This window comes from Streptomyces sp. JHA26, assembly GCF_002005565.1.
In the GTDB taxonomy this organism is placed as follows: domain Bacteria; phylum Actinomycetota; class Actinomycetes; order Streptomycetales; family Streptomycetaceae; genus Streptomyces.
In genome coordinates, this window is record NZ_BDJC01000019.1 from 17,451 (window position 1) to 43,536 (window position 26,086).

At 74.1% G+C, this 26,086-nt stretch carries 27 protein-coding genes; 8 read left to right on the plus strand and 19 right to left on the minus strand.

Going from position 1 to position 26,086, the window contains the following annotated elements:
- Positions 1–45: 45 nt before the first annotated feature.
- The 8 genes from JHAT_RS14195 to JHAT_RS14230 all read right to left on the minus strand — a co-directional run bounded on the left by JHAT_RS14195 (position 46) and on the right by JHAT_RS14230 (position 6,724).
- Complete coding sequence (locus tag JHAT_RS14195) at positions 46–909, minus strand: hypothetical protein (RefSeq protein ID WP_077798523.1); 864 nt, start codon at positions 907–909, stop codon at positions 46–48.
- Entirely contained in the window at positions 906–1,472 is a 567-nt protein-coding gene (locus JHAT_RS14200; protein WP_077798524.1) for a SigE family RNA polymerase sigma factor, read from the minus strand. The genes JHAT_RS14195 and JHAT_RS14200 overlap by 4 nt, the downstream gene beginning before the upstream one ends.
- A 162-nt stretch (positions 1,473–1,634) precedes the next feature.
- Positions 1,635–3,092, minus strand: coding sequence for a penicillin-binding protein 2 (locus tag JHAT_RS14205; RefSeq protein ID WP_077798525.1), 1,458 nt, complete (start codon positions 3,090–3,092; stop codon positions 1,635–1,637).
- Positions 3,093–3,157: 65 nt separating this feature from the next.
- Positions 3,158–3,820 (minus strand): response regulator transcription factor, encoded by a 663-nt coding sequence (locus tag JHAT_RS14210; protein ID WP_077798526.1) that lies wholly within the window; start codon positions 3,818–3,820, stop codon positions 3,158–3,160.
- Positions 3,821–3,914: 94 nt separating this feature from the next.
- Positions 3,915–5,177: a sensor histidine kinase gene (locus JHAT_RS14215; protein ID WP_077798527.1), complete on the minus strand. Its 1,263-nt coding sequence runs from the start codon at positions 5,175–5,177 to the stop codon at positions 3,915–3,917.
- Positions 5,174–5,398, minus strand: a complete 225-nt coding sequence (locus tag JHAT_RS14220; RefSeq protein WP_077798528.1) for a hypothetical protein — start codon at positions 5,396–5,398, stop codon at positions 5,174–5,176. Before JHAT_RS14220 ends, JHAT_RS14215 begins: the two co-directional genes overlap by 4 nt.
- A gap of 78 nt (positions 5,399–5,476) precedes the next feature.
- The gene (locus JHAT_RS14225; protein WP_077798529.1) at positions 5,477–5,947 is read right to left on the minus strand and encodes a GNAT family N-acetyltransferase; all 471 of its coding nucleotides are present in this window, start codon (positions 5,945–5,947) and stop codon (positions 5,477–5,479) included.
- 3 nt (positions 5,948–5,950) lie between these two features.
- Positions 5,951–6,724: an IclR family transcriptional regulator gene (locus tag JHAT_RS14230; protein WP_077798530.1), complete on the minus strand. Its 774-nt coding sequence runs from the start codon at positions 6,722–6,724 to the stop codon at positions 5,951–5,953.
- A gap of 119 nt (positions 6,725–6,843) precedes the next feature.
- Between JHAT_RS14230 and JHAT_RS14235 the strand changes: the two genes are divergently transcribed.
- From JHAT_RS14235 to JHAT_RS14255, 5 genes are all read left to right on the plus strand, one after another.
- Positions 6,844–8,373 (plus strand): aldehyde dehydrogenase (NADP(+)), encoded by a 1,530-nt coding sequence (locus tag JHAT_RS14235; RefSeq protein WP_077798602.1) that lies wholly within the window; start codon positions 6,844–6,846, stop codon positions 8,371–8,373.
- A 130-nt stretch (positions 8,374–8,503) separates the two neighbouring features.
- Positions 8,504–9,112: a DUF1349 domain-containing protein gene (locus JHAT_RS14240; protein WP_077798531.1), complete on the plus strand. Its 609-nt coding sequence runs from the start codon at positions 8,504–8,506 to the stop codon at positions 9,110–9,112.
- A gap of 36 nt (positions 9,113–9,148) precedes the next feature.
- Entirely contained in the window at positions 9,149–9,652 is a 504-nt protein-coding gene (locus JHAT_RS14245; protein ID WP_171990889.1) for a GNAT family N-acetyltransferase, read from the plus strand.
- Between the two features lie 77 nt (positions 9,653–9,729).
- Positions 9,730–10,449: a DsbA family oxidoreductase gene (locus JHAT_RS14250; RefSeq protein ID WP_077798532.1), complete on the plus strand. Its 720-nt coding sequence runs from the start codon at positions 9,730–9,732 to the stop codon at positions 10,447–10,449.
- Positions 10,450–10,509: 60 nt separating this feature from the next.
- Complete coding sequence (locus JHAT_RS14255; protein ID WP_077798533.1) at positions 10,510–11,595, plus strand: aminotransferase class V-fold PLP-dependent enzyme; 1,086 nt, start codon at positions 10,510–10,512, stop codon at positions 11,593–11,595.
- A 234-nt stretch (positions 11,596–11,829) separates the two neighbouring features.
- Here the strand turns inward: JHAT_RS14255 and thpD are convergent, their stop codons facing one another.
- The 5 genes from thpD to JHAT_RS14280 all read right to left on the minus strand — a co-directional run bounded on the left by thpD (position 11,830) and on the right by JHAT_RS14280 (position 16,593).
- Complete coding sequence (gene thpD / locus JHAT_RS14260; protein ID WP_171990890.1) at positions 11,830–12,729, minus strand: ectoine hydroxylase; 900 nt, start codon at positions 12,727–12,729, stop codon at positions 11,830–11,832.
- Positions 12,730–12,735: 6 nt separating this feature from the next.
- A complete protein-coding gene (locus tag JHAT_RS14265) occupies positions 12,736–13,134 on the minus strand; it encodes an ectoine synthase (RefSeq protein WP_004932953.1) in 399 nt (132 codons plus the stop codon).
- A gap of 86 nt (positions 13,135–13,220) precedes the next feature.
- Positions 13,221–14,492 (minus strand): diaminobutyrate--2-oxoglutarate transaminase, encoded by a 1,272-nt coding sequence (gene ectB / locus JHAT_RS14270; RefSeq protein ID WP_077798534.1) that lies wholly within the window; start codon positions 14,490–14,492, stop codon positions 13,221–13,223.
- 128 nt (positions 14,493–14,620) lie between these two features.
- Positions 14,621–15,136, minus strand: a complete 516-nt coding sequence (ectA, locus tag JHAT_RS14275; protein ID WP_077798535.1) for a diaminobutyrate acetyltransferase — start codon at positions 15,134–15,136, stop codon at positions 14,621–14,623.
- Positions 15,137–15,462: 326 nt separating this feature from the next.
- Entirely contained in the window at positions 15,463–16,593 is a 1,131-nt protein-coding gene (locus JHAT_RS14280; RefSeq protein WP_077798536.1) for an alanine--glyoxylate aminotransferase family protein, read from the minus strand.
- A gap of 169 nt (positions 16,594–16,762) precedes the next feature.
- Between JHAT_RS14280 and JHAT_RS14285 the strand changes: the two genes are divergently transcribed.
- The 3 genes from JHAT_RS14285 (at position 16,763) to JHAT_RS14295 (ending at position 19,515) form a co-directional block, all read left to right on the plus strand.
- A complete protein-coding gene (locus JHAT_RS14285) occupies positions 16,763–17,293 on the plus strand; it encodes a hypothetical protein (RefSeq protein WP_077798538.1) in 531 nt (176 codons plus the stop codon).
- A gap of 10 nt (positions 17,294–17,303) precedes the next feature.
- A complete protein-coding gene (locus tag JHAT_RS14290) occupies positions 17,304–18,395 on the plus strand; it encodes an amidohydrolase family protein (RefSeq protein WP_077798539.1) in 1,092 nt (363 codons plus the stop codon).
- A 187-nt stretch (positions 18,396–18,582) separates the two neighbouring features.
- A complete protein-coding gene (locus tag JHAT_RS14295) occupies positions 18,583–19,515 on the plus strand; it encodes an SCO1860 family LAETG-anchored protein (RefSeq protein ID WP_171990891.1) in 933 nt (310 codons plus the stop codon).
- A gap of 155 nt (positions 19,516–19,670) precedes the next feature.
- Here JHAT_RS14295 and cobC read toward each other — a convergent pair whose 3' ends face one another.
- From cobC to cobM, 6 genes are read right to left on the minus strand one after another with little or no spacing between them, the layout of a single operon-like run.
- A complete protein-coding gene (gene cobC / locus JHAT_RS14300; protein WP_253195493.1) occupies positions 19,671–20,735 on the minus strand; it encodes an Rv2231c family pyridoxal phosphate-dependent protein CobC in 1,065 nt (354 codons plus the stop codon).
- A complete protein-coding gene (locus JHAT_RS14305) occupies positions 20,725–21,642 on the minus strand; it encodes a sirohydrochlorin chelatase (RefSeq protein WP_077798542.1) in 918 nt (305 codons plus the stop codon). Before JHAT_RS14305 ends, cobC begins: the two co-directional genes overlap by 11 nt.
- The gene (locus JHAT_RS14310; protein WP_077798543.1) at positions 21,639–22,223 is read right to left on the minus strand and encodes a precorrin-8X methylmutase; all 585 of its coding nucleotides are present in this window, start codon (positions 22,221–22,223) and stop codon (positions 21,639–21,641) included. Before JHAT_RS14310 ends, JHAT_RS14305 begins: the two co-directional genes overlap by 4 nt.
- Positions 22,220–23,902 carry a precorrin-3B C(17)-methyltransferase gene (gene cobJ / locus JHAT_RS14315; RefSeq protein ID WP_077798544.1) on the minus strand — a complete coding sequence of 561 codons (1,683 nt, stop codon included), beginning with the start codon at positions 23,900–23,902 and terminating at the stop codon, positions 22,220–22,222. Before cobJ ends, JHAT_RS14310 begins: the two co-directional genes overlap by 4 nt.
- Positions 23,899–25,143 (minus strand): precorrin-6y C5,15-methyltransferase (decarboxylating) subunit CbiE, encoded by a 1,245-nt coding sequence (cbiE, locus tag JHAT_RS14320; protein WP_077798545.1) that lies wholly within the window; start codon positions 25,141–25,143, stop codon positions 23,899–23,901. The genes cobJ and cbiE overlap by 4 nt, the downstream gene beginning before the upstream one ends.
- On the minus strand, positions 25,140–26,006 hold the full coding sequence (cobM, locus tag JHAT_RS14325; protein ID WP_375603565.1) for a precorrin-4 C(11)-methyltransferase: 867 nt from the start codon (positions 26,004–26,006) through the stop codon (positions 25,140–25,142). Before cobM ends, cbiE begins: the two co-directional genes overlap by 4 nt.
- Positions 26,007–26,086: the final 80 nt, after the last annotated feature.

Genomic DNA, 26,086 nt, shown 5'->3' on the forward strand with positions numbered 1-26,086 from the left:
GTCGCCACGCGTGGGCGATGGGTTGCCGTGTCTCCTGATCTTTTTTCACGAACCGCTGCCGCGCGGCGCGAAGTCCCCCTCGACCGACAGCCGTTCGGCGCCGGCGGTGGCCGTCGCCGCGTAGCTGTCGCCGTACGCGTCCCGGCCGCCGCGCGCGTGGTCGTACTGGCCGGCGAACACCCACTCGCCCGCCGGGACCGTACGGCCCTCCTTGAGCGTCCACCGGTGGACGAGGAAACCGTCCCGCTCCTCGAGCGTGAACGTGAAGTCGTCCTCGGGCAGCGACCGCCAGGCGCCGGTGGAGGCGACCGAGCCGGTCTGCGCCACCCTCAGCTCGACGGTGAGCGCGGTCAGCGGGGCGCGCGTCTTCAGGGTGACGTTGCTCTGCGCCCAGAAGTCGTTGCTGTGCGGGTCCACCGAGCCGTCCGACCACAGCGGGCCGTCCTCGACGCCGGCGGCCGGCGGCCGGGTGGTGGCGGTCGCGGTGCCGGCGGGTGTCCGCGAGGGCGAGGGCGCGGACGGGTCCGGGGTCGCCGGCCCGGTCTCCGGCGGGGTGCTCGGCGCCGGGCGGGCGGGCGGCGGCTCGGGTGCGCGCTCGGTGGGGCCGGCCGCCGACGGCGTGGGCGTGGGGGAGGCGGCGACCGGACGCTGCGGGGCGGGGTCGTCCTTCACCGCGGACGCCACCGCGTACCCGCCGACCGCGAGGATCCCCGCGACCGCCGCCGACGCGCCGGCCGCCCGGGCCCAGCCCAGCAGCGGCGGCCGCGCCGCTCGGTGCCCGAGGCGCTCCGGGCCCGACATGCCGCGCTCGACCCGGGCCAGGATGCGCGCACGGTCGGGCTCGTGCGCCGCGGCCGCCTCGTGCAGCCGGGCACGCAGCTCCTCGTCCACGTTCCGCCGCCCGGTCATCGCTTCCTTCCCGCGGTCTCACCGGTGCGCGCGATCGCCGCGTGCACCCGCTGCGGCGCGTCCCGTGTGCCCAGCAACCGCTGCAGTTCGGCCATCCCCTTCGACGTCTGGCTCTTCACCGTACCGACCGAGACGCCCAGGGCGAGCGCGGTGTCCTTCTCGGAGAGGTCGAACGCGTGCCGCAGCACCACGCACGCCCGCTTGCGGAACGGCAGGGCGCGCAACGCCTCCTGCACGTCCACCACGCCCGCCACGTCCGGGTTCTCCGTCCCCTCCTCGCGCTGCGACCAGAACAGGGCGACGCGCCGGCGCTCGCGCACCGCGCTGCGTATCCGGCTGCGGGCGAGGTTGGCGACGACACCGCGCGCGTACGCCACCGGATGGTCGGCCGCGCGTACCCGGTCCCAGCGGTGCCACAGCGCGAGCAGGGCGTCCGCCGCCAGGTCGTCGGCGGCGTCCGGCTCACCCGTCAGCAGACGGGCGAGCCGGGAGAGTTCGGCGTAGTGGCGCTCGAAGAAGGCGTGGAACTCCTCGGAGGCGGCGTCGTCGACGACTGTGCCCACGGGCGGACTCTCCTCGCAGCGGTTTCCCCGGCGTCGAACAGCCGTGCGCCGGGCCGGAATCCGGAACTGTAGCAGCGTCGGCCGCGCCGACCGTACGGTGCGTCGAACACCGTATGGCCGACCGAACCGGAGGAGGAGGGGAGTTCGGGCCGGGTGGGGGTTCTATCCCTCGAGCGCCGCCTCCATCATCGCCTTGGCCACCGGGGCCGCCAGCCCGTTGCCGCTGACCTCGGAACGGGCCGCGTCGGACTGCTCGACGAGAACGGCCACGGCGACCTCCCGGTCCGACGAGTCGGACTTGGCGTAGGACGTGAACCAGGCGTACGGCGTCTTGCTGTTGTTCTCGCCGTGCTGGGCCGTGCCCGTCTTGCCGCCCACGGTCGCGCCGGGGATCCGCGCGTTCGACCCCGTGCCCTCCTCGACGACCGTCCGCATCGCCGACTCCAGCTGCTCGGCGGTGGAGGAGCTGACGACCCGCTTCGTCCCCGCCGCGTCGTCGTAGTCCTCCAGCACGTTGCCGTCACTGTCGGTGATCTGCGACACCATGTGCGGCGAGACCAGCGTGCCGCCGTTGGCGATGGTCGCGGACACCATGGCCATCTGGAGGGGGGTCGCCGTCACGTCGAACTGGCCGATGCCCGTCAGGGCGGTCGACGGCCGGTTCATGTCCTTCGGGTACACGCTCGTGTAGGCCCGCACCGGCACGTCCTGCGTCTCGTCGTTGAAGCCGAACTTCTCGGCCATCGCCCGGAGCTTGTCCTGGCCCAGGCCGACGGCCATCTTCGCGAAGACGTTGTTGCACGAGTACTGCAGCGCGGTGCGGATCGTGGCGTTCTCGCAGGGGGCGTTCGGGTTCTCGTTCGACAGGTCCGTCAGGGTGTCCGGCAGCCGGTACGGGTCCGGGCTGTCGGTCGGCTCGTCCACCGACCCGTACAGCCCGTTCTCCAGCGCGGCCGCCGCGACCACGAGCTTGAACGTCGAGCCCGGCGGCAGCGGCTGGCGCAGCGCCCGGTTGGTCAGCGGCTTGTCCGGGTCGCCGGTGAGCTTCTTCCACGCCTCGCCCGCGGTGTTGGCGTCGGTCAGCGACGACGGGTCGTACGACGGGGTGGACACGACCGAGAGGATCCGGCCCGTCCTCGGGTCGATCGCGACGGCGGCGCCCTTCTTGTCGCCCAGTGCCTCGAGCCCGGCCTTCTGCACGGCCGGGTCGATCGTCGTGATCACGTTGCCCGGATCGGGCCGCTTCCCGGTGACCGTGTCCATCACCGTCTTCAGCCGGGGGTCGGTGCCGTTGAACAGGTCCTGGTAGATGCCCTCCAGCTGGGTGGGCGCGTACGCCTGCGAGGCGTAGCCCGTCACCGCCGAGTACAGCCTTCCGTCCGTGTACGTGCGTTTGTACGCGAGGTCGCCGCCCTCCGTCCGTGCCGAGCCGGTGACCGGCCGTCCGGCCACGATGATGTTCCCGAGCGGCTCCGCGTACGTCTCGATCGCGTTGCGCCGGTTGTCCTTGTCGTCCGCGAGCGCCCGGCCGTCGTAGAACTGCACCCAGGTCGCCCGCACCAGCAGAGCGAACACCAGGAGCAGCGTGAAGACCGATGCGCGCCTGATCGTCTTGTTCATCCCGGTCACAGGACGAACGGGCGGAGGCGGATCGTTCCCATGCGCCCCGTTTTCTCATCATCCGTTCATGAAACCGGTTTCGTGTAGCCGGCCTCGTAGGCACGGACGACGGCCTGGGTGCGGTCCCGGGAACCGGTCTTGGCGAGCACCGACGCCACGTGCGTCTTCACCGTGGCCGGTCCCACGCCCATCCGCCCGGCGATCTCGGCGTTCGTCAGCCCGGTCGCCATCAGCCGCAGCACCTCGCCCTCGCGTTCCGTGAGCCGCGCCGCCCAGGCCGGCGGGGCCGGGTTCGCGCGTGCGTGCTCGGCCGCGAGCGCCCGCACCGCCGCCGGGAACAGCAGCGTGTCGCTGCGCGCCAGCAGCCGTACGGCCTGGACGAGCGTGTCGGCGTCGGCGCGCTTGAGCAGGAAGCCCGCGGCTCCGGCACGCAGGGCGTCGTAGACGTAGGAGTCGTTCTCGAACGTGGTGACCACGAGGACGCGCGGCGGTTCGGCGAGCGTGGCGAGGATCCGTTCGGTGGCGCGGATGCCGTCGACCTCGGGCATGCGGACGTCCATGAGGACGACGTCCGGGCGGGTCTCGCGCACCACGGAGACGGCCTCGGCGCCGGTGGCCGCCTCACCGACGACCTCCAGGTCCGCCTCGGCACCGAGGATGGCGCGCAGGGCGGTGCGGACCATGCGCTCGTCGTCGGCGAGGACGACCCTGATCGGCGGGCGGGTCATGCGGGTCCCTTCGGGCGGTGGGTCGTGCGGGGTCTTTTCGGGCGGTGGGTCGTGCGGGTCTCTTCAGGGGGTGGGTCGTGCCGGTGCCTCCGGTTCACGCGGGCCCCCTGAGCGGCAGGCGGACGTGGAGCCGCCACACCCCGTCGGCGCCGCCCGCCTCGGCGGTGCCGCCCAGCAGGCGGGCCCGGTCGGCGATGCCGCGCAGGCCGTGGCCGCCGCCGGGGCGCGGGGCGCGGGGGGTCCGGCCGGCCTCGCCGAGCGGGTTCTCGACGGTGATGCGCAGATGGTCGTCCACCACGTCGATCCGCAGCTCCACGGCGACCCGTGCGCCCGCGTGCCGCAGGGCGTTGCTCAGCCCCTCCTGCACGATGCGGTACGCCTCGCGGGACACCGGCGGCGGCAGCGCCCGCCGGTCGGCCAGGACGGTGGCCGAGACCCGGGAACCACCCGCGCGGGTACGGCGCAGCAGCCCGTCGAGGTCGGCGGCGAGGGTGGGCGCCGGCGCGGTGCCGGGCGCGTCGCCGTCCCGCAGGACGCCGAGGACGGCGTCGAGTTCGCCGACGGTGCGCCGGGTGGTCTCCTCGATCGCGGCGAGCGCCTCGTGGACGAACTCCGGGTCGGTGTCCAGCACCCGCCGGGCCGCGCTCGCCTGGAGCCCGACCGCGCTCAGCGCGTGTCCGACGCTGTCGTGCAGCTCCCGCGCGAGCCGGTTGCGGACGGCGAGGTCGGCGGCCCGCGCCTCGGCAGCCGCTACCCGGTCCTCGGCGGAGGGACCGAGCAGCACGGGGGCCCAGCGGGCCAGCAGCGCCCCGCAGCCGGCCGCGCACCCGGCGAGCGCGACGAGCATCGCGGCACCCGCGAGGGGCGCGAGCGCGAGCACCCGGCCGTGACCGAAGAGGCCGGACGGCTCCAAGGGGCTCTCGCGCAGGGCCGGGACGAAGGGCAGGGCGATCAGCGCGGCCGCGAACGGCGGCACCGCCAGCGACATCCCCGCGACGATCCCGCCGATGCCCAGGTGCAGCGTGAACCACGCGGAGGTACGCCCCTTCTCCCCCTTCGTCCGGGCGGGCCCGTAGGCGAGCCGGTCCGCCTCGATCCCGCACAGCCACCGCACGACGCCGGCCTCCAGGGGCCGGGTCGGGGGGAACAGCGAGGTGACGGCGGCGAGCGGCAACCCGACGGCGAACGAGGTGAGTTGCAGGGTCAGGGAGCCGAAGACGTCGCCGGAGCCGGTGAGCGGACCGACGACGACGGAGCCGACCAGGACGTACGGCACGGCGAGCGCGCCGCCGAGGATCAGGTGGATCCACCGCAGGCGGGCCCGCCGGCCGAACAGGAACCGGGCGAGGGCGCTCACGGCCGGACGCGGGCCGCGGCCGGCCGCAGGGCGAGGAGGCGGGCGCCGACGGTGGCGAGGAGGAGGCCGACGATCACCCGGGCAGCGTAGACGAGGAGCGTCGGCCGCGTCGGGCCGTCGGCGGGATCGTCCGGCACGGCGAGCGGGCCGAGCGGCGGCCGGCGGGTCCGCGTGGGGCCGTCGGCCACGGCGGGCGGGGTGGGTGCGAGCGTCCGCGTCATGGCACCACGCTCCCGCGCGCACACCCACCGGCACGTCCTGCGCGCCGACGATCCGCCTCCGCCGCGAGGCCGAGGACGTCAGTCCGCCAGGTGGAGGACGACCTCGTCGATGACCTCGCCCCGCGCCGGGGCGAAGCCCCGGGCCCGGGCGCTCGTCTCGAAGCCGCACTTCTCCAGCACGCGCCGCGACCCGGCGTTGTCCGCCGCGGCCCGCGCGTACAGCGGGCGGTCGGGCACCTCCGCCAGCAGCGCCCGCAGCGCGGCCGTCGCCACACCCCGGCCCCAGTACGCCCGGTCCACCCAGTACGTCACCTCGCGCTCGCCCGGCTCCCCGTACACCGCGGCGCTGCCGATGACGTCACCGTCGCCCAGGATGGTCCGCACGACGTCGCGCGATGCCCGGATCGTGTTCCAGTGCGCCGCGAACGCGTCCCAGTCGGCCGGGTCGGGCGGGGTGAAGGCCGCCATGCGCAGTGCCTGGGGGTCGTTCATCTGCCGGAAGAAGACGGGCAGATCGCTGTCGTGGACCTCGCGCAGTGCGATGTGCATGGATCAGAGCCTACGCGTCGCCAGCGCCAGCCGGTCGCGCGCGTCGAACAACGCGTCCTTCACCGTCTGTTCGTGCGCCGGCGTCAGCCGCGCCACCGGCACCGAGCAGCTGATCGCGTCCCGCGCGGGGGTGCGGTAGGGGATCGCCACGCCGAAACAGCGCAGCCCCAGCGTGTTCTCCTCGCGGTCCACCGCGAAGCCCTGCTCCCGCACCTGGTGCAGCTCCTCGATGAGCTTCTCCCGGTCGGTGATGGTGTGCTCGGTCAGCGCCGGCAGGGTCTCGGGCAGCATCTTGCGCACCTGCTCGTCGCTGTAGGTGCTCAGCAGCGCCTTGCCCAGCGACGTCGAGTGCGCCGGCAGCCGGCGGCCGACCCGGGTGAAGGGCCGCAGGTAGTGCTGGGACTGGCGGGTGGCCAGATAGACGACGTTCGTGCCGTCCAGCCGGGCGAGGTGGATGGTCTCCGTGGTGTCGTCGGAGAGCCGGTCCAGCGTCGGCCGGGCCGCCGCGACCACCTCGTCGCCGTCGATGTACGACGTGCCGACCAGCAGCGCCCGCACGCCGATGCCGTACCGCGTGCCCGTCGCGTCCGTCTCCACCCAGCCCAGCTCGACCAGCGTGCGCAGCAGCATGTACAGGCTCGACTTGGGATAGCCGACGGCCTCCTGGACCGACGCGAGGGAGTGCATGCCGGGGCGTCCGGCGAAGTACTCGAGCAGTTCCACCGTCCGCACGGCGGACTTGACCTGCGCTCCGCCCCCCGTCTCGCCAGCCGACATCGCCCTTGACCCCTTCGTTCGACGGGAAATAATGTCCACCGTATTCATCATCGGAGACAGCGTTCAGTATATCGAACGAGCCCGATGCGGAGAACGCAGAGCACGTGGAGGGACCCGCGGTGGCAGCAGCACCAGTCTGGAGTGTCGACCCCCGTACCGGGAAGCAGCGTGAACAGGTCGCGGTGGAGGCCACGGCCCAGGAGGTGGACGTCGCCGTCCGCGCCGCCCACGCGGCGCGCGGGGCCCTCGCCGACCGCACCGTCCGCGCGGCCTTCCTGCGCACCGCCGCCGACGAGCTGAAGGCGGCCGAGAGCAGCCTCGTCGAGGTGGCCGACGCCGAGACCGCGCTCGGTCCGGTCCGGCTCACCGGCGAACTCGCCCGCACCTGCTACCAGCTGCGGGCCTTCGCCGACATCGTCGACGAGGGCGAGTTCCTCGGCGTCGTCATCAACCACCCCGACGACACCGCCACCCCGCCCGTGCCCGACCTGCGCCGCTACAAGGTGCCGCTCGGCGTCGTCGCCGTCTACTCGGCCTCCAACTTCCCCTTCGCCTTCTCCGTGCCCGGCGGCGACACCGCGAGCGCGCTGGCGGCCGGCTGCCCGGTCGTCGTCAAGGCCCACCCCGACCACCCGGCCCTGTCCGAACTGGTCGCGAGCGTGCTGCGCCGGGCCGCCGCCCGGCACGATATCCCCGAGGGCGTCCTCGGCCTGGTGCACGGCTTCGACGCCGGCCTCGAGCTGATCAGGCACCCGCTGGTCGCCGCGGCCGGCTTCACGGGGTCGGTCCGCGGCGGCCGCGCCCTGTTCGACGCGGCGGCGGCCCGGCCCGTGCCGATCCCCTTCCACGGCGAACTGGGCTCGCTGAACCCGGTCGTCGTCACCGAGGCCGCGGCGGCCGAGCGGGCCGAGGCCATCGGCGCCGGGCTCGCCGGCTCGATGACGCTGGGCGTCGGCCAGTTCTGCGTGAAGCCCGGTCTGGTCCTGGTGCCGTCCGGCGCCGCGGGCGACGGCCTGGTCAAGACCCTCACGGACGCCGTCAGCGACACCGACGCCGGGGTGCTGCTCGACCACCGCATGCGGGACAACTTCGTCGCGGGCGTCGCCGAGCGCGCCGCCCTGCCCGACGTGGAGTCCCCGGTGACGCCGGGCTCGGGCGGCGAGCACACCGTCAGCCCCGGCTTCCTGACCGTGCCGGCCCGGCGGCTGACCGCCGAGGGCGAGCACGACCTGCTCCTGGAGGAGTGCTTCGGGCCGGTCACCGTGGTGGCCCGCTACGACGACGAGGCCGAGGTGCGGGGCGTGCTGTCCCGGCTGCCGGGCAACCTCACGGCGACCGTGCAGCTCTCCGCCGAGGAGGCGGCGGGGCAGGGGCGCGGGGCGGAGATCCTCGCGGAGCTGACGCCGCTCGCGGGGCGGGTGCTGGTCAACGGCTGGCCGACGGGGGTCGCGGTGGCCGCGGCCCAGCACCACGGCGGGCCTTACCCGGCGACGACGTCGACGTCCACGTCGGTGGGGGGCACGGCGATCGAGCGGTGGCTGCGGCCGGTCGCGTACCAGGGGACGCCCGAGGCGCTGCTGCCGCCGGAGCTGCGGGACGACAATCCGCTGGGGCTTCCCCGGCGGTTCAACGGGGTTCTCGAGCGGTAGCGCCGTCGGGGGCGCGGCGCGTGTGCGGGGTGCCGCGCCGTCGTGACCGGTCGCGCCCGCGCGGCGGAGCCGCCTGCCGACACCGCCCCGCGCCCCTGGGCACCCGTACCGGACCGGAGAGAATCAGCGGATGGACATCGAACTTCCCGAACTGCCCTTCCCCCTCCGTCCCCACGGACCCGACGGCGACTGGTCCTACGAGGACGGGGTGCTCACCGGGCGGGCCGGGGCGCGGCAGGACCGGTTCGTGCCGCCGGGCGGGGAGGCGCTGGAGCCCGCCTCCGACGCGCCCCGGCTGCTGGGCGCCCCCGACGGGGACTTCCAGCTGATCGCCCGCGTCACGGTCGGCTTCGAGGCCGCCTTCGACGCCGGGGTGCTGTACGTGCACGTCGGCGAGCGGGCCTGGGCCAAGCTGTGCCTGGAGTACTCCCCGGACGTGCCCACCGTCTGCACGGTGGTCACCCGGGGACACTCCGACGACTGCAACTCCTTCACCGTGGACGGGAATTCGGTGTGGCTGCGCGTCAGCCGCACCGGACGGGCGTTCGCCTTCCACGCCTCCCGCGACGGCGAACGCTGGACCTTCGTCCGCGTGTTCACCCTGGGCGACCAGGAGGAGACGGGCGCGGCCCTGGCCGGCTTCCTGGTCCAGTCGCCGACGGGCGAGGGCTGCGTGGTGACGTACGACCACCTGGAGTTCCGGACGGGCGGGCCGGCGGACCTGCGCGACGGCGGCTGACGCAACCGGAAGCCCGGCCCACGCGTCCTGCTCCGCATGATCGACGAACGCGGGACCGAGGACCTGGTGATCCGCACCGTCCTGCCCTCCGAGACGCGGACCGTGGCCGCGCTGCACGCCCGCGCCCGGGCGACGTACTACCCGGACGGGCTCCCCGACGACGGCTACGACTGGGCCGCCGCCTGGCGCACCGCGGTCGAGCGGCCCGACGGACACGTGCTGTGCGCCGTGGAGCGGGGGAGCATCGTCGCCCTCGCCTCCTTCCGCGTCCCGGAGGACGCCCCGGCCGGCACGGTCAAGCTGTACCAGTTCCACGTCGACCCCGACCACTGGCGCTCCGGCATCGGCACCGCCCTGCACGCGGCCTGCGTCGAGCGGTGGCGGGCCGACGGCAGGCGCACGGCCGTCCTGGACGTCCACGTCGACAACCGGCGCGCCCAGGCCTTCTACGCCCGCCGGGGCTGGTTCCCCGACCCGGAGAACCCGCCCGCCGAGGGGGACCACCACCTGTACCTGCGCTTCGACGTGCCCGGGGAATGAGACGCGACGCTTGAACGTTCACGTACGCGGCGGAGGAGAGGCCTCCGCACCCGTACGACCTGGAGAAGAGCCGACACATGCGCGTCGAGATCTGGAGCGACATCGCCTGCCCCTGGTGCTACGTGGGCAAGGCCCGCTTCGAGAAGGCGCTCGCGGCCTTCGAGCACCGGGACGGCGTCGAGGTGGTGCACCGGTCCTTCGAGCTGGACCCCGGTCGCGCCAAGGGCGACGTCCAGCCCGTGCTGACGATGCTCACCGCGAAGTACGGGATGAGCGAGGCCCAGGCGCAGGCCGGTGAGGACAACCTCGGCGCGCAGGCCGCCGCCGAGGGGCTGGACTACCGCACCCGCGGCCGTGACCACGGCAGCACCTTCGACATGCACCGGCTGCTGCACCTCGCCAAGGAGGAGGGGCGCCAGGACGCGCTGCTGGACGCGTTCTACCGGGGCAACTTCGCCGAGGAGCGCTCCGTCTTCGACGACGACGAACGGCTCGTGGACCTTGCCGTCGGCGCCGGGCTGGAGGCGGACACCGTCCGCGGGGTGCTCGCCGACCCCACCGCCTACGCCGACGGGGTGCGCGCCGACGAACGCGAGGCCGCGCAGCTCGGGGCCACCGGGGTGCCCTTCTTCGTGCTCGACCGGACCTACGGCGTCTCCGGCGCCCAGCCCGTCGAGGTCTTCGCCCAGGCGCTGGCGCAGGCGTGGGGCGAGCGCACGCCGCTCGCGCTCGTCGACGCCGGGGGCGCGTCCGCCGACGCGTGCGGCCCGGACGGCTGCGTGGTGCCCCGGAACTGAAAACCCCAGGTCGCACGGCTCGCATAAGCAGTCCTTGGGGACATCGCGCAGAAATACGCAATGGACGGGGAGGTTCCGGGGCCGCACAGTGGTGCCATGGAGAGCTTCGAGACCCTCGTCCGTGCCGAGTTCGACCCGAAGACCACGTACCTGAACACCGCCAGCACCGGCCTGCTGCCCGCCCGGACCCTCGCCGCGATGCGTGACGCGGCCGAGTCCGCGGCGGCCGGGCAGCCCCTCGACATGTTCGCCGACGTCGAGGCGAGCCGGTCCGCCTTCGCCCGCCTCCTCGAGGTCCCCGCCTCCCGGGTGGCCACGGGCGCGTCGGTCGCCACCTTCAGCGGGCTCGTCGCGGCCTCTCTGCCCGCGGGCGCCGAAGTCCTCACCGCGGAGGCCGACTTCAGCTCCCTGGTGAACCCGCTGTACACGCGCGGCGATCTGAAGGTGCGCAGCGTGCCGCTGGAGCGGATCGCCGAGTCGGTGGGCCCGGACACCGCGCTGGTCGCGGTCAGCTCCGTGCAGTCGGCCGACGGGCGGATCGCCGACCTCGCGGCGCTGCGGGACGCGGCCCGGGCGCACGGCGCGCGGACGCTGGTCGACGCCTCCCAGTCGAACGGGTGGCTGCCGCTGGCCGCGGACGACTTCGACTACGTGGCCGCCGTCGGCTACAAGTGGGTGCTCTGCCCGCGCGGCGTCGCGTTCCTCGTCGTCCCGGAGGACTTCGGCGGACTGACGCCGCTGTTCGCCGGGTGGGCGTCGGGCGAGCACCCCTGGGACAGCTGCTACGGCCCCGTCGAGGAACTCGCGCACTCCGCGCGGCGCTTCGACGAGAGCCCCGCGCTCTTCTCCTACACGGGCGCCCGGCACTCCCTCGCGCTCATCGAGGAGCTCGGCGTGGACGCCGTGCACGCCCACGACACCGCCCTCGCCGACCGGTTCCGCGAGGGACTGGGCTCACTGGGCCACGAGGTGGTCCCCGCGCCGGGGTCGGCGATCGTGTCCGTGCCCGGACTCGGCCACCGACAGGGCGAGTTGAGCCGGGCGGGTGTGCAGGTCTCGGACCGGGCGGGCAATCTGCGGGCCGCGTTCCACCTCTACAACACGGCGGCGGACGTCGACCGCCTGCTGGACGTCCTGGCGGGCTGATACGGCATCGGGCAGGGGCCTCCCGTCCCACAACGAGGAGGCCCCTGCCCGGGGCCCGGACGCGGCTCACTTCACCGGCGTGGAATCCCGAGCCCCGACGCTGTGTTCTCCCGGGGGCGACCCCCGGACCCCCGGCCCGGCCGGGTCGACTCACTTCACCGGCGTGAAATCCCGAGCCCCGATGCTGTGTTCTCCCGGGGGCGACCCCCGGACCCCCGGCCCGGCCGGGTCGACTCACTTCACCGGCGTGAAATCCCGAGCCCCGATGAACTCCGGTCGCCGGACCGGTGCCGCGAACGGCTCGACCGCCGTGTTCTCCACGCTGTTGAACACGATGAACACGTTGCTGCGGGGGAACGGCGTGATGTTGTCGCCCGACCCGTGCATGCAGTTGCAGTCGAACCAGGTCGCCGAGCCGGCCTTGCCGGTGAACAGCTTGATCCCGTACTCCGAGGCCATCTTCGTCAGCGCCTCGTCGGACGGGGTCCCCGCGTCCTGCATCTGCAGGGACTTCTTGTAGTTGTCCTTCGGCGTGGCCCCCGCGCACCCGAGGAACGTCTTGTGCGACCCCGGCATGATCATGAGACCGCCGTTGGTGTCGTAGTTCTCGGTGAGCGCGATCGAGACCGAGATCGTGCGCATGTTCGGCAGGCCGTCCTCGGCGTGCCAGGTCTCGAAGTCCGAGTGCCAGTAGAAGCCGCTGGCCCCGAAGCCCGGCTTGACGTTGATCCGCGACTGGTGGACGTAGACGTCCGAGCCGAGGATCTGCCGGGCCCGGCCGACCACCCGCTCGTCGCGCACCAGGTTCGCGAAGACCTCACTGATCTTGTGCACCTCGAAGACGGACCGGATCTCCTTGGACCGCGGCTCGACGATCGAGCGTTCGTCCGCCCGGATGGCCGGGTCGCTCGTCAGCCGCTCCAGCTCCCGCTGGTAGACGGCGACCTCGTCCGGCCCGATGAGCTGGTCGACGGCGAGGAAACCGTCGCGGTCCAGCGCCTGGAGGTCACCGGCCGACACGGGGCCGGGCGTGTCGGGGCCGCCCCAGACCACCGGGTCCTGTCGGGGGGTGGCCACCTCGGTGGCACCGCGGGTGGGGTAGAGATCGGTGATGTTCGTGGTCGTGAGGGTCACGATGACTCAGACCTCCTCGGTGAGCAGCGGGTAGACGCCGTTCTCGTCGTGGTCCTCCCGTCCGGTCACGGGCGGGTTGAAGACACAGATGCAGTGGAAGTCCTCCTTGACCTTGAGCGTGTGGCGCTCGTGGCCGTCCAGGAGGTACATCGTGCCCGGCGTGATGTGGTAGGTCTTCCCCGTCTCGCGGTCGGTGAGCTCGGCGTCCCCCTTGGTGCAGACGACGGCCTCGATGTGGTTCGCGTACCACATGTCCGTCTCGGTGCCCGCGTACAGGATCGTCTCGTGCACGGAGAAGCCGACCTTCTCCTTGGCGAGGACGATGCGCTTGCTCTCCCAGGTGCCGGACGCCGACTTCACGTGCCGGTCGGTACCTTCGATCTCCTTGAACGAACGGACGATCACGGTGTTGCGATGCCTCCTAGGTGAAGGGTGTGCAGGGTCCCCGGCGCCCACGGCCGCGCGGGCCCGAGGCGCCGGAAGGGGTGGGGTCAGGCGGTCTCGCGCACGGCGCGGGCGAGGGTCTTCATGCCCTCGTCCACCTCGTCGGGCGTGACGGTGAGCGCCGGCAGCAGTTTGACGACCTCGCTCTCGGGGCCGGACGTCTCGATGAGCAGCCCGAGTTCGAAGGCGCGCCCGGCGACGCGGCTCGCGCGGTCCTTGTCGTGGAACTCCAGGCCCCAGACCAGGCCGCGGCCCCGGTACTCCTTGACGTCGGAGAGGTTCTCCTCGGTGATGGCGATCAGGTGCTGCTCGACCTGCTCACCGCGGGCGCGGGTCTGCTTCTCCATCGCCGACCCGTCGGTCCAGTACGCCTCCAGCGTGGCGGTCGCCGTGACGAAGGCGGGGTTGTTGCCGCGGAAGGTGCCGTTGTGCTCGCCCGGCTCCCAGACGTCCAGCTCCGGCTTGAACAGGCACAGCGACATGGGCAGGCCGTAGCCGCTGATCGACTTGGAGACGGTGACGATGTCCGGCGTGATGCCCGCCTCCTCGAAGGAGAAGAACGCGCCGGTGCGGCCGCAGCCCATCTGGATGTCGTCGACGATGAGCAGCATGTCCTGGCGTGCGCACAGCTCCGACAGGGCGCGCAGCCACTCGGGACGGGCGACGTTGATGCCGCCCTCGCCCTGCACGGTCTCGACGATCACGGCGGCCGGCTTGTTGAGGCCGGACCCCTGGTCCTCCAGGAGCCGCTCGAACCAGAGGAAGTCCTCGACGGTGCCGTCGAAGTAGTTGTCGAACGGCATGGGCGTGCCGTGCACCAGCGGGATGCCGGCGCCGGCCCGCTTGAAGGCGTTGCCGGTCACGGCGAGCGAGCCCAGCGACATGCCGTGGAAGGCGTTGGTGAACGACACGATCGACTCGCGTCCCTTCACCTTCCGCGCCAGCTTCAGCGCGGACTCCACGGCGTTGGTGCCCGTCGGGCCCGGGAACATGACCTTGTACGGCAGGTCGCGCGGCCGCAGGACGATGTTCTGGAACGTCTCCAGGAACCGGCGCTTGGCGGTGGTCGACATGTCGAGACCGTGCGTGACGCCGTCCCGCTCCAGGTAGTCGATCAACGCCCGTTTCAGGACGGGGTTGTTGTGCCCGTAGTTGAGCGAACCCGCTCCGGCGAAGAAGTCGAGGTACTCGTGGCCGTCCTCGTCGTACATGCGGCTGCCGTGCGCACGGTCGAAGACGGTGGGCCAGCCGCGGCAGTAGCTGCGCACCTCGGATTCGACGGTCTCGAAGACACTGAGGTCGGGCTGGGTGATGGTCACGACGAATCGCTCCTCGTGGGGTGAGGGTGGGAGGGGAAGGTCGTACGGATCCGGGGACCGGAGCGGTCTGCGCCGGGAAGTGTGAGGGCCGGACGGCCGGGGAGCCGGGACGCCCGGGCGCCGTTCGGTCAGTCGCCGACGGCGGAGAGGGGGCCGATGCGGTACAGCACTTCGGGCTCGTGCGGTCCGTCGGGGAAGAGGTCCGTCCCGAACAGCACCTCGCGCTCCAGCCGGGCGTCGTGCCGCTCGGCGAACGAGGTGAACAACCGCTGGGAGGCGGTGTTGTCGGGTGAGATGGTGGTCTCCAGGGTCACCGTCCCGCACTCCGCGACAGTCCGGGCGGCCAGCTCGTCGAGCAGGGAGGCCGCGAGCCTGCGTCCACGGTAAGCCTCGTCCACCGCCACCTGCCACACGAGCAACGTGTCCGGCCGGTCCGGCCGCAGGTAGCCGGTGACGAAGCCGACCGGCACGCCGTGCCCGTCGCGGGCGACGGCCGACGTGGCGGCGAAGTCACGGCACCAGAGCAGATAGCTGTAGGACGAGTTCAGGTCGAGGACCTCGGAATCCCTCGCTATCCGCCACAAGGCGGCTCCGTCGGCCACTTCCGGGCGATCGATTCGCAGGTCTGCTTGCACGGCGGTCATGCAAATTCAATTTACCCAGTGGAATTAAAAAATGCATCGCCGAAAGGGGTTACGTGTGGGCGCCTCGTGTGTTATCACGCGGGCGCGTGCTTCCGCGCGAGACGGCGACGATTTGGGGGTAAATGACCGGTGTATAAGTAGCAAAACGGTCACCATGTGCAACGGGTCACAATCATGTAACCCGTTGCGAGGTACTCCGGACCCGATGCTCGGGCTTCGTGAAATCAGTGGGTTTAGGACCGGGAAAACCGGGCAGGAGAATACCGGGAGCCTATCGGGATAATTATTTGATTTGCTTTCCGTGAACCTCGGCAATTACCGTGAATTCACATTCCCGCAGACCCGTCGGCGGACGGCCGTTCCCAGGCGTCCTCGACGGCCCGGCGGGCCGCCGCCGGGTCGGTCGTGCGGCCCGTGTCCGCCAGCGCGGCACCCAGTGCCGCCAGGCAGCCCTCCACGACCCCGCGCGTCGCGTCCGGCCCGTAGTGGTTGACGCGGATCATCTCCGCGGCCAGCGCACCGCCGCCCGCGGCCAGCGGCAGCGCCGGCTCGGACTCCAGCGCCCGGGCCACCAGTTCCGAGGCGTCCAGGTCCGCGGGGACGCGCAGCGTCGTCGCCACCGGTGCCGCCTCGCGGGCCTCGTGCACGTACGGCTCCAGACCGCCGCCCAGCGCGAGCGCCCCGGCCCGGGTGGCCGCCGCCGCCGACGCGTGCCGCGCCATCACCGTCTCCAGACCCTCCGCCTCGATGCGCTCGACGCACGCCTCCAGCGCCAGCATCTCCAGCTGCGCCGGCGCGTGCAGCAGCGCCTTGCGCCCGCCGTCGATCCAGCGCTCCTTCCAGTCCAGCAGGGACAGGTACGACCGGCGCGGCGCCCCGGGGTTGGCCGCCATCCGCGCCCACGCCCGCTCGCTCACCGACACCGCCGACACCCCGGCCGGACCGCCCATCGCCTTCTGCGCGCCGATCACGCACAGGTCCACGCCCCACGCGTCCGGCAGCACCGGCTCGGCGCCCACCGACGCCACCGCGTCCAGGTAGAGGAGCGCGCCGTGCTCCCGCACCACCTCGCCGATCTCCGCGACCGGGTTGGTGTTGCCGGTCGCCGCCTCCGCGTGCACCAGGGACACGAAGTCGATCTCCGGGTGCTCGGCGAAGGCCCGCCGGACCAGGTCGGCCGTCACGGCCGTGTGGAACGGCACGGCGAGGTCGTGCACCGTCGCGCCGCAGTCCCGCAGCCAGTCGCCGAACGTCTGCCCGTACGGCCCGGTGACGACGTTCAGCGCGACGGTGTCCGGCCCGGCGCACCCGCGGATCGCGCCCTCCAGCGGCAGCAGTGCCTCGCCCTGCGTGATCAGGACGTCCTGCCGCGTGCCGAGCAGGCGCGCCACCCGGTCCTCGATCGCGGCGAAACGGGCGGCGCTCAGCGGGGCGAGGTCCAGGAAGGGGTGGGTCACAGCGGTGCTCTCTTCACTCACGGTCAGGTGTACGACGCGTACGGAGTCGAGAGTAACCGCGGCTCCCGGCGCGACTCGCGGGGGAGGCCGTCCGTCGCGACGCCCCCACGCCCGGAATTGTGGCCTCCGACACAGTCAGGGGTGATCGCCGGGTGATGGACTCGACCCCGTGATCGTCCTCCTGCTGGTCCTCGTCGCGGTGGTGACGGCCGTCGCCCTCGGCCGGGGCACCGGAACGTACCCCCGCCACCCCCGCACGGCGACGGGCCCTCCGGGCGCCTCCGCGCCGCGCGGACCGGGTGCCCCCTTCCGCGTCGTCGCCGCGGTCGCCGGCGGGGCCGCCGCTCTGCTCTACGTCTGGGGCGCGTTGTGCGTGGGATCCGCGGTCATGGAGGCGGAGGACGGCGGCGCGGGCTCCTCGCCGATGCGGCCCTGCCGTACCGGCGTGGCCCCGGAGGTGTCCGGACGGGTCGTCGACTACTCGGTCTCCTACCTGCCCCTCCGGTTCCGCTGCGAGACCGGCGACGGCGACGGTTACGCCTCCGCCGACGTCCCCGGCTACGTCAACCCCGGTGCCGCCGTCCTCGCCCTGACCGCCGTCGCGAGCGCCGTCGCGGCCGGATGCGCGACCGAGCTGCGCGCCCGCGCGGAACGGCGGCCGGTCACCGGGCACTCGAACGGCCCCGGCGACCCCGTCTAAGGTGCGGGGCATGAGCGATCGCACGGTGCTGCACGTGAAGGGGCGGGTGCTCGTCGGCCCGGAGGACGTCCGCGACGAGCTGTGGGTCGTCGACGGCCGGATCTCGTACGACCGTCCCGCCGGGACCGGCGACGTCCGCACCGTCGAGGGGTGGGCGCTGCCCGGGCTGGTCGACGCGCACTGCCACGTCGGACTCGACCAGCACGGCGCCGTGCCCGAGGACGTCGCCGAGAAGCAGGCGCTGACCGACCGCGACGCGGGCACCCTGCTGATCCGCGACGCGGGCTCCCCCTCCGACACCCGCTGGATCGACGACCGCGACGACCTCCCGAAGATCGTCCGCGCGGGCCGGCACATCGCCCGCACCCGCCGCTACATCCGCAACTACGCCTGGGAGGTCGAGCCCGAGGACCTCGTCGCGTACGTCGCCCAGGAGGCCCGGCGCGGCGACGGCTGGGTGAAGCTGGTCGGCGACTGGATCGACCGCGACCTCGGCGACCTGTCCGCCTGCTGGCCGCGCGGCGCCGTCGAGGCGGCCATCGCCGAGGCCCACCGCCTGGGCGCCCGCGTCACCGCGCACTGCTTCGCCGAGGACTCGCTGCGCGACCTGGTCGAGGCCGGCATCGACTGCGTCGAGCACGCGACCGGCCTGACGGACGACACGATCCCGCTCTTCGCCGAGCGGGGCGTGGCCATCGTGCCCACCCTGGTCAACATCGCCACGTTCCCCGCGCTGGCCGACGGCGGCGAGGCCCGGTTCCCGCGCTGGTCGGACCACATGCGCCGGCTGCACGCCCGCCGCTACGACACCGTCCGGAACGCCTACGACGCCGGGGTCCCGGTCTTCGTCGGCACCGACGCGGGCGGTGCCCTGGCCCACGGCCTGGCGGCGGCGGAGGTCGCCGAACTGGTCACCGCCGGCATCCCGCCCGTCGAGGCCCTGGCCGCGACCACCTGGGCCGCCCGGCGCTGGCTCGGCCGGCCCGGCCTCGACGAGGGCGCGCCGGCGGACCTGGTGGTGTACGACGAGGACCCGCGCGCGGACGTGCGCGTGCTCGGCGCTCCGCGCCGGGTGGTGCTGAACGGACGGGTCGTCGGGTAGCCGACACGGGTGAGGCCGGGGAACAGGCGTGCCGGAGTATTCGAAAAGTTTCGCGCAAACCCCACGAAGGGGTGAAGTGGCCCTGGATCGCTGACGGTCGGGCCCGGACGGGGGACATCCTTTCCGGGTCCCGAGCACGTCGCTCATGCGTGTTCCGCACGCATGTCTTTCTGGGGGTCCCACCACCGTGAACGGCACCACCTTCCGCATGCCCGCACGCCGCCTCGTCACCGTCACGGCGGCCACGGCCCTGGCCGCCGGGCCCGCCGTCCTGGCCGGCGCGGGTACCGCCCACGCGACCGACGACCACGGCCGCGCGAGCGCCTCGGTCCTGCGCACCGACCTCGACGTCTCCCTGCTCGAGAAGACCGTGGACGTCCCGCTCACGGTCACCCTCAACGAGGTCCGGGCGCCCGAGAGCGCCCGGAAGACCGCGCTCACCGCCCGGCTGGACGGCGTCGACGGCGGCAGGCCCTTCAGCGTCCTGCGCGCCGACGTGGCCGACGCGCAGGCGACGACGACCGCGGACAGGGCGGAGGGCCGCACCGACCTGGCCCGGGCCAGGATCCACGTCCCCGGCCTGCCGCTGCTGTCGGTCGTCGAGATCGGGCAGGTCACCTCCACGGCGACCTGCGAGGCGGGGAAGAAGCCCGTCGCCTCCTCGAACCTGCTGGGCGCGGTCACGGTCCTCGGCAAGAAGGTCACGCTGACCACCGGCGGCACGACGGACGTGAAGGTGCCCGGGGTCGGCGAGGTACGGCTCGACCTGTCGAGGACGGAGACCACCTCGCGCACGGCCGCCGCGACCGCGCTCGCACTCACGGTGCACGTCGACCCGCTCGACCTGGGCGTGGCCGAGGTCGACGGCACCCTGACCCTGGCGAGCGCCACCTGCGAGGCGCCGGCGGCTCCGCCGGCCGAGGCCGCGCAGCCCCCGGCGAAGGCGGAGGAACCGTCCGCCGGACCGGCCGCGGACGTGAAACCCCAGGGCGCCCCCGCCAAGGCCGACCTGGCCGAGACCGGCGGCAGCTCGACCACCCCGTACCTCGCGGCCGGCGCCGTGGCGCTGGTCCTGGCGGGCGGCGGGGCCCTGGTCGTGGCACGCCGCAGGCGGGGCTGACCGAGGGACGGACGGCGACGGGGCACCGCGCGGCGCACGAACCGGACGGGGGAGGAACCGGGACGGGGGCCCGGGGGAGAACCGGCTGCCCGGAGCACGTGACCGTCCCGTTCCGCCGGGCCCGGACGGGTGCCGCCGGGCCCGGGTCCTCCGCCTCAGACGGCCGGCGCCCGCACCGCCCGTTCCAGCGCCGCCAGGAAGCCGTCCGTCGTGGCCCGGTCCCGCACCGCGAGCCGCAGCCACTCCCCGCCCAGCCCCGGGAACGTGTCCCCGCGCCGGACCGCGTACCCGAGGTCCCGCAGCCGGCACCGCACGGTCGCCGCGTCCGGCAGCCGGACCAGGACGAAGGGGCCCTCGGGAGGCTCGGTGACCCGGAGTCCGGCGGGAGCGAACCGCCGTAGCCCGGCGACGAGACGTTCCCGGTCCGCGGCGACGCGGTGGGCGGCGTGAGCCGCCTCCGCCAGCGCGCGCGGCGCCACGCACGCCTCGGCCGCCACCAGCGCGGGCGTCGACACGGGCCACAGCGGCTGGGCGCGCTCCAGGCCCGCGATCACGTCCGGGGCCGCCAGCACGTACCCGATGCGCAGGCCCGCCAGCCCCCACGTCTTGGTGAGGCTGCGCAGCACGACCAGCCCGGGCACGTCCGTCCGCCCGGCCAGCGCCTCCCGCTCACCCGGCACCGCGTCCATGAACGCCTCGTCCACGACCAACGTCCGCCCGGGACGGGCGAGTTCCACGATCGCGTCCGCCGGGTGCAGCACCGACGTCGGGTTCGTCGGGTTGCCGATCACCACCAGGTCGGCGTCCTCCGGGACGGCCGCCGGGTCCAGCCGGAAGCCGTCCGCCTCCCGCAGCAGCACCCGGCCGACCGTGTGCCCCGCGTCCCGCAGCGCCGCCTCCGGCTCCGTGAACTGCGGGTGCACCACCACCGGCCGGCGCACCTCCAGCGCCCGCGCCAGCAGCACGAACGCCTCCGCCGCGCCCGCCGTCAGCAGCACCCGCTCCACCGGCAGCCCGTGCCGCGCCGCCACCGCCGCCCGCGCGGCCCGCCCGTCCGGGTAGGCCGCGAGGGAGCCGAGCGAGGCGGCCACGTGCTCGCGCAGCCACGCCGGGGGCGTGTCCGCGCGGACGTTCACCGCCAGGTCCACCAGCGTGGAGCCGTCGTCCCGGACCTCCACGTCCCCGTGGTGCCGCAGATCGTGCCCGGCCTCAGTGCGCATGGGAGTGTGCGTGTCCATGCCCGTGAGGGTGCCCGTGGTGGTGGTGACCGTCGTCGTCGGGGTGGAAGTGCGGCTGCTGCGGCAGCCCCACCTTGTCCTCGAAGCCGGGCAGCGCGATCCGGTACACGCAGCTGTCGCAGTTCATCCGCAGATCGCCCTTCACCGCCTCCTCGTACCGCTCCCACACCAGGTCCAGCAGCTCCGGTTCGGGCCCGATGACGTCCGCCGACCGCACCTGCGTCTCCGGGTGCGCGGCGGCCCATTCCTCGGTCTGCCGCCGGACCCGGTCCGGGAGGATGCCGGTGAACAGGAAGTACGGCAGGACCACGATCCGCCCGGCGCCCAGCCGCGCGCACCGGTCCAGGCCGCCCGGCACGTCCGGCTGCGCCAGCGACACGAACGCGGTCTCCACACCGGCGTAGCCGCGGCCCTCCCACAGCAGCCGCGCCGCCTTGAACACCTCGGCGTTGGCGTCCGGGTCCGTCGAGCCCCGCCCCACCAGCAGCACGGTCACCTCGGAGGGGTCCCAGGACGGGTCGACGGCCTGGGCCAGCCGCCGTTCCAGCACCCGCAGCAGCGACGGGTGCGGGCCCAGCGGGCGCCCGTAGGTGTACGAGATGCCGGGGTGGCGCTCCTTCTCGCGGGACAGCGCCGCCGGGATGTCGCCCTTGGCGTGCCCGGCGGACACCAGCATCAGCGGCACCGCGGCGAACCGGCGTACGCCCCGCTCCACCAGCTCGGCGACCGCCTCGCCCAGCGGTGGCGGGGACAGCTCGATGAAGCCGCCCGCGACGGGCAGTTCGGGGTGGCGGCGGCCCAGCTCGCGCACGAAGTCGCGGAACGCCTCCGCTCCGGCGTCGTCCCGGGTGCCGTGGCCGGCGATGAGCAGGGCGGGCGGGGTGGTCACAGGGTCTCCTCGGAAATCGGGTGGTACAGCAGGGCGTTGAGCGCGGCGGCGGCCACCGCCGACCCGCCCTTCTCGGACACGTTGCTCACGGCGGGCAGCCCGCTCTCGCGCAGCGCGGCCTTCGACTCGGCCGCCCCGACGAAACCGACGGGCAGCCCGACGACGAGCGCGGGGGAGGCGTCCAGCGTCAGCAGTTCCTCCAGCGCGGTCGGCGCGTTGCCGATCACCCACAGGGCGCCGGGCCCGACCTGCTCGTACGCCAGCCGGATGCCGTGGGCCGAGCGGGTCAGTCCCGGCCCGGCGACGGCGTCCCCCAGCCGGCAGACGGTCTCCCGCCGGGTGATGCCCGCGCCGACCATCTCGACGTCCACGACGACGGGCGCCCCGGCGTGCAGCGCCGCGTGCGCCCTCTCCAGCTCGCCCTCGTCCATGACGAGGTCGGTGGCGTACTCCAGGTCGGCGGCGGAATGGATGACCCGCTCCACCACCGACCGGGTCAGCGGCGGGAAGTGCGAGGTGTCCAGGCGGGCGCGCAGCCGCCGGTAGGACTCCTCCTCGATGGGATGGACCACACGGTTCACCGGGAGGCCTCCTGCCAGCGGTAGCCGCGCGGGGTGACCATGCGCCCCGCGATCTCGCGGGTCGCGGTGTTGCCCACCGTCACGACCGTCATCATGTCGACGCTCGCCGGGTCCAGCGCCGCCAGCGTGGTCAGGCGGCTGGACTCGTCGGCGCGGGAGGCGTTGCGCACGACACCGACCGGCGTCGTCGGCTCCCGGTGCCCGGCGAGGATCGCCAGCGCCTTCGGCAGCTGCCAGTCGCGGCCCCGGCTGCGCGGGTTGTAGAACGTCACGACGAGGTCCGCCTCGGCCGCCGCCCGCACCCGCCGTTCGATGACCTCCCACGGCGTATGCAGGTCGGACAGGCTGATCGACACGTGGTCGTGGCCCAGCGGCGCGCCCAGGATCGCCCCGGCCGCCAGCGCCGCCGTCACGCCCGGCACCCCGACCACGTCGATGTCGTCGGACGCCTCGGCCAGCGCCGGCGACGCCATGGCGTACACGCCCGCGTCCCCGCTGCCGATCAGTGCCACCGCCTGCCCGCGCCGGGCCTCGGCGACGGCCGTCCGCGCCCGCTCCTCCTCCGCCCCGAGCCCCGACTCCAGGATCCGGGTGCCGGGCCGCAGCAGATCGCGGATCTGGTCCACGTACTGGTCCAGCCCGACCAGCACGGACGCCCGCCGCAGCTCCGCCAGCGCCCGCGGCGTCAGCAGGTCCCGGGCGCCCGGCCCGAGCCCGACCACCGCGAGCCGCCCGCGCCCCGGGCGCCGTACGACGGCACAGGTCGCCATGGCCGGAACGGCCTCGGACCTGCGCTTGGGAACGAGCAGTTCGCCCCCGCCCACCAGCGCCGCCGCCTCCGCGACCGACGGGGTGCCGACGGCCGCGAGCGGGGCCTCGGAGGGGTTGGGCACCTCGACGCCCGCGAGCTCCCCGGCGGGGTACGTCACCAGCGGCACCCCGAGGCGCTCGGCCGCGCCGACGATGCCGGGCTCCCCGGCCTTGGCGTCCACGGTGGCCAGCTCGGCGACCGACGCCGCCGACAGCCCGGCGTCCCGCAGCGCCGCCTCCACCAGCCCCAGCACCTCGTCCACCGGCGCCCCCCTGGAGGCACCGACGCCGACGACCAGAGACGGCGGACGCAGCACGACCTCACGCTCGGCCGGCTCCACCAGACGGTCCGTCAGCCGCACCGCGTACGCCCCCTCGGCGGCGAGCGGCAGCGGCGGCAGCGGCCAGGCCACCTCGGCCCGCAGCGCCACCGGCTCCCCGTCCAGCAGGGCCCGCGAGACCCCGGCGACGTCGCCCTCGACGGGCAGCCCCAGCGTGTCCAGGCCCGGCAGGCCCACCGCGTCGGTCGCCGTCGTCACCACCGGCTCGGCGCCCAGCACCCCGCCCACCGCGCGGGCGAGCTCGTTGGCGCCGCCGCCGTGCCCGCCGACCAGCGACACGGCGAACCGTCCGCCCTCGTCGACGCACACCACACCCGGGTCGGTCCGCTTGTCGTCCAGCAGCGGTGCCACGAGCCGGACCACGGCACCCGTGGCCAGGAAGCACACGAGCTGCTCGCACTCGGCGAACGCGGCCCGCACGGCGTCCGCGACGGGACCCCCGTACACGCGCGTGCGGTCCGGCCACGCCGCGGCCAGCCGGTCCCGCGCCACAGCCCCCGCCGCGGTGGCGGAAATGAGGCCGATCACTGGGCCCCTCCTTCTTCGGTTTCTCCGGTACGGCTGCCGGGCCTGACGCCCCACAGCAGGAAAACGGGATTGGTCGCCGCCAGCCGCGTCACGTCCCCCGGCAGCGGCGCGAGCCGCGACGACTGCAGCAGCACCCCGTCGCACTCCAGCCCCGCGTCGAGCAGCGCCGCGCGGGCCGCGGGCACCCGGTCCAGCGCGGCCATCGCGACGACCACGGACCGCCGGGCGCGCCGCGCGCAGGCCGAGACGACCGCGGGCAGCTCGCGCCCGCCGCCGCCGACGAACACGGCGTCGGGATCGTCCAGATCCGACAGCACCGCGGGCGCCGCGCCGTGCACCACCCGGACGTCGACCCCGTGCGCGGCGGCGTTGGCGCGCACGCGCCCGACCCCGTCCGGCGCCTTCTCCACGGCGACGACCGCGGCGCCGAGCCGCGCGCACTCCACGGCCACGGACCCCGAGCCCGCGCCGACGTCCCACACCAGGTCGCCGGGGCGGGGTCCGAGACGGGCCAGCGCCAGCGCCCGCACCTCGAACTTGGTGATCATCGAGTCGCGGTGGGCGAACGCGGCCTCGTCCAGCGCCCATCCGGCGGGCCCCGGCCGCGGCCCGGCCACCGAGCGCACCGGGCCCAGCGCCCGCGCCTCGTCCAGGCACAGCACCACGCTCACCGCCGCGCCCCAGTCCCGGGCGGCGGCCTCGACCGGCGTCACCCGCTCCAGCCGCTCCTCGTCCGAGCCGAGCGCGGAGGCGACGACCAGCACCCGCCCGTCCTGCGCGAGCGCGGCCCCCAGCTCCGCCGGACCCGCCCCCGGCCCCGTCAGCACGGCCACCTTCGGGTGGGCGCGGCACAGGTTCACCGCCGTCCGCAGGTCCCGCCCGTGCGCGCTGGCCACCACGGCGTCGTCCCACGGCAGCCCCACCCGCGCGAACGCGGCGGCCACCGACGACACCCCGGGCCGCACGTCGAGCAGCCCCGGCCCGAACCGCTCGGCCAGCGCCCGCACGATCCCGAAGAACCCCGGGTCGCCGGAGGCCAGCACGAGCACCGGCCGCTCCTTCGCGACGTACCGCGCGACCGTGTCCAGCGCCGGCGCCAACGCCCCCAGGACGACCCGCTCGGCGCCCTCGGGCAGCCGTACGGCGTCCAGGTGGCGCCGCCCGCCGACGACCAGCTCCGCGCCGTCGGCCACGTCCTCGGGCAGCGGGGACCCGGTCCCCGCCCCGACCACCGTGATCACGTGCTCGCACCCCGCGCGCGCAGCTCCCTGCGGGCCTCGGGGTCGGCCCTGCGGTAGCCGTGGAAGTGCCCCGGGTGGTACAGGTGCGAGCGGGTGCCGTGCGCGTCGAGCGCCGGGCCGACCAGGAAGAGGGTGTGCTTCCAGAGCCTGTGCTCCTTGACGGTCTCCTCCAGCGTGCCGATCGTGCACCTCACGACCAGCTCCTCGGGCCAGGTCGCCTGGTAGGCGACGACGACCGGGGTGTCGGTCGGATAGCCGCCCTCCAGCAGCTCCCGCACCAGCTGTCCGCTGCGCGCCGCCGACAGGAAGACCGCCATGGTGGTGCCGTGCTTCGCGAACTCGCGGACCTCCTCCCCGGGCGGCATCGGCGTCTTGCCGCCGCCGAGCCGGGTCAGGACGACGGACTGCGCGACCTCCGGGATGGTCAGCTCCCGCTGCGCGAGCGCGGCGACCGCGGAGAAGGCGGAGACGCCGGGCACGACCTCGGTCGCGATGCCGATCTCCGCGCACCGGTCCAGCTGCTCCTGCGTACCGCCCCACAGGGCCGGGTCACCGGAGTGGATGCGGGCCACCCTCAGGCCGTTCTCCCGGGCCCGCCGGTAGACGGCGACCACGTCCTCCAGCGACATCGTCGCCGAGTCCAGGACCTCCGCGTCCTCCCGCGCGTGCTGGAGCACCTCCGCCTGCACCAGGCTCGCCGCCCAGATCACCACGTCGGCCTCGGCGATGGCGCGGGCGGCGCGGAACGTCAGCAGATCGGCGGCGCCGGGACCGGCACCGACGAAGGTCACCTTGCCGGCACCGGCACCGGCACCGGGGGCGGCATCGGCATCGGCACCGGGGGTGGGAGCCACGGGATCCATGGAAATCGGTCCTCTCCTACGCATATTTACTGCGGTTGCTGCTGTCGGACGCGCGTGAACGCGGGCTGATCGGATACGAA

Coding starts and splice junctions, on each gene's coding strand:
- JHAT_RS14195 (WP_077798523.1), bottom strand. CDS start 909: ATGACCGGGCGGCGGAACGTGGACGAGGAGCTGCGTGCCCGGCTGCAC.
- JHAT_RS14205 (WP_077798525.1), bottom strand. CDS start 3,092: ATGAACAAGACGATCAGGCGCGCATCGGTCTTCACGCTGCTCCTGGTG.
- JHAT_RS14210 (WP_077798526.1), bottom strand. CDS start 3,820: ATGACCCGCCCGCCGATCAGGGTCGTCCTCGCCGACGACGAGCGCATG.
- JHAT_RS14220 (WP_077798528.1), bottom strand. CDS start 5,398: ATGACGCGGACGCTCGCACCCACCCCGCCCGCCGTGGCCGACGGCCCC.
- JHAT_RS14225 (WP_077798529.1), bottom strand. CDS start 5,947: ATGCACATCGCACTGCGCGAGGTCCACGACAGCGATCTGCCCGTCTTC.
- JHAT_RS14230 (WP_077798530.1), bottom strand. CDS start 6,724: ATGTCGGCTGGCGAGACGGGGGGCGGAGCGCAGGTCAAGTCCGCCGTG.
- JHAT_RS14240 (WP_077798531.1), top strand. CDS start 8,504: ATGGACATCGAACTTCCCGAACTGCCCTTCCCCCTCCGTCCCCACGGA.
- JHAT_RS14245 (WP_171990889.1), top strand. CDS start 9,149: ATGATCGACGAACGCGGGACCGAGGACCTGGTGATCCGCACCGTCCTG.
- JHAT_RS14250 (WP_077798532.1), top strand. CDS start 9,730: ATGCGCGTCGAGATCTGGAGCGACATCGCCTGCCCCTGGTGCTACGTG.
- JHAT_RS14255 (WP_077798533.1), top strand. CDS start 10,510: ATGGACGGGGAGGTTCCGGGGCCGCACAGTGGTGCCATGGAGAGCTTC.
- ectA (WP_077798535.1), bottom strand. CDS start 15,136: ATGACCGCCGTGCAAGCAGACCTGCGAATCGATCGCCCGGAAGTGGCC.
- JHAT_RS14290 (WP_077798539.1), top strand. CDS start 17,304: ATGAGCGATCGCACGGTGCTGCACGTGAAGGGGCGGGTGCTCGTCGGC.
- cobC (WP_253195493.1), bottom strand. CDS start 20,735: ATGCGCACTGAGGCCGGGCACGATCTGCGGCACCACGGGGACGTGGAG.
- cobM (WP_375603565.1), bottom strand. CDS start 26,006: ATGGATCCCGTGGCTCCCACCCCCGGTGCCGATGCCGATGCCGCCCCC.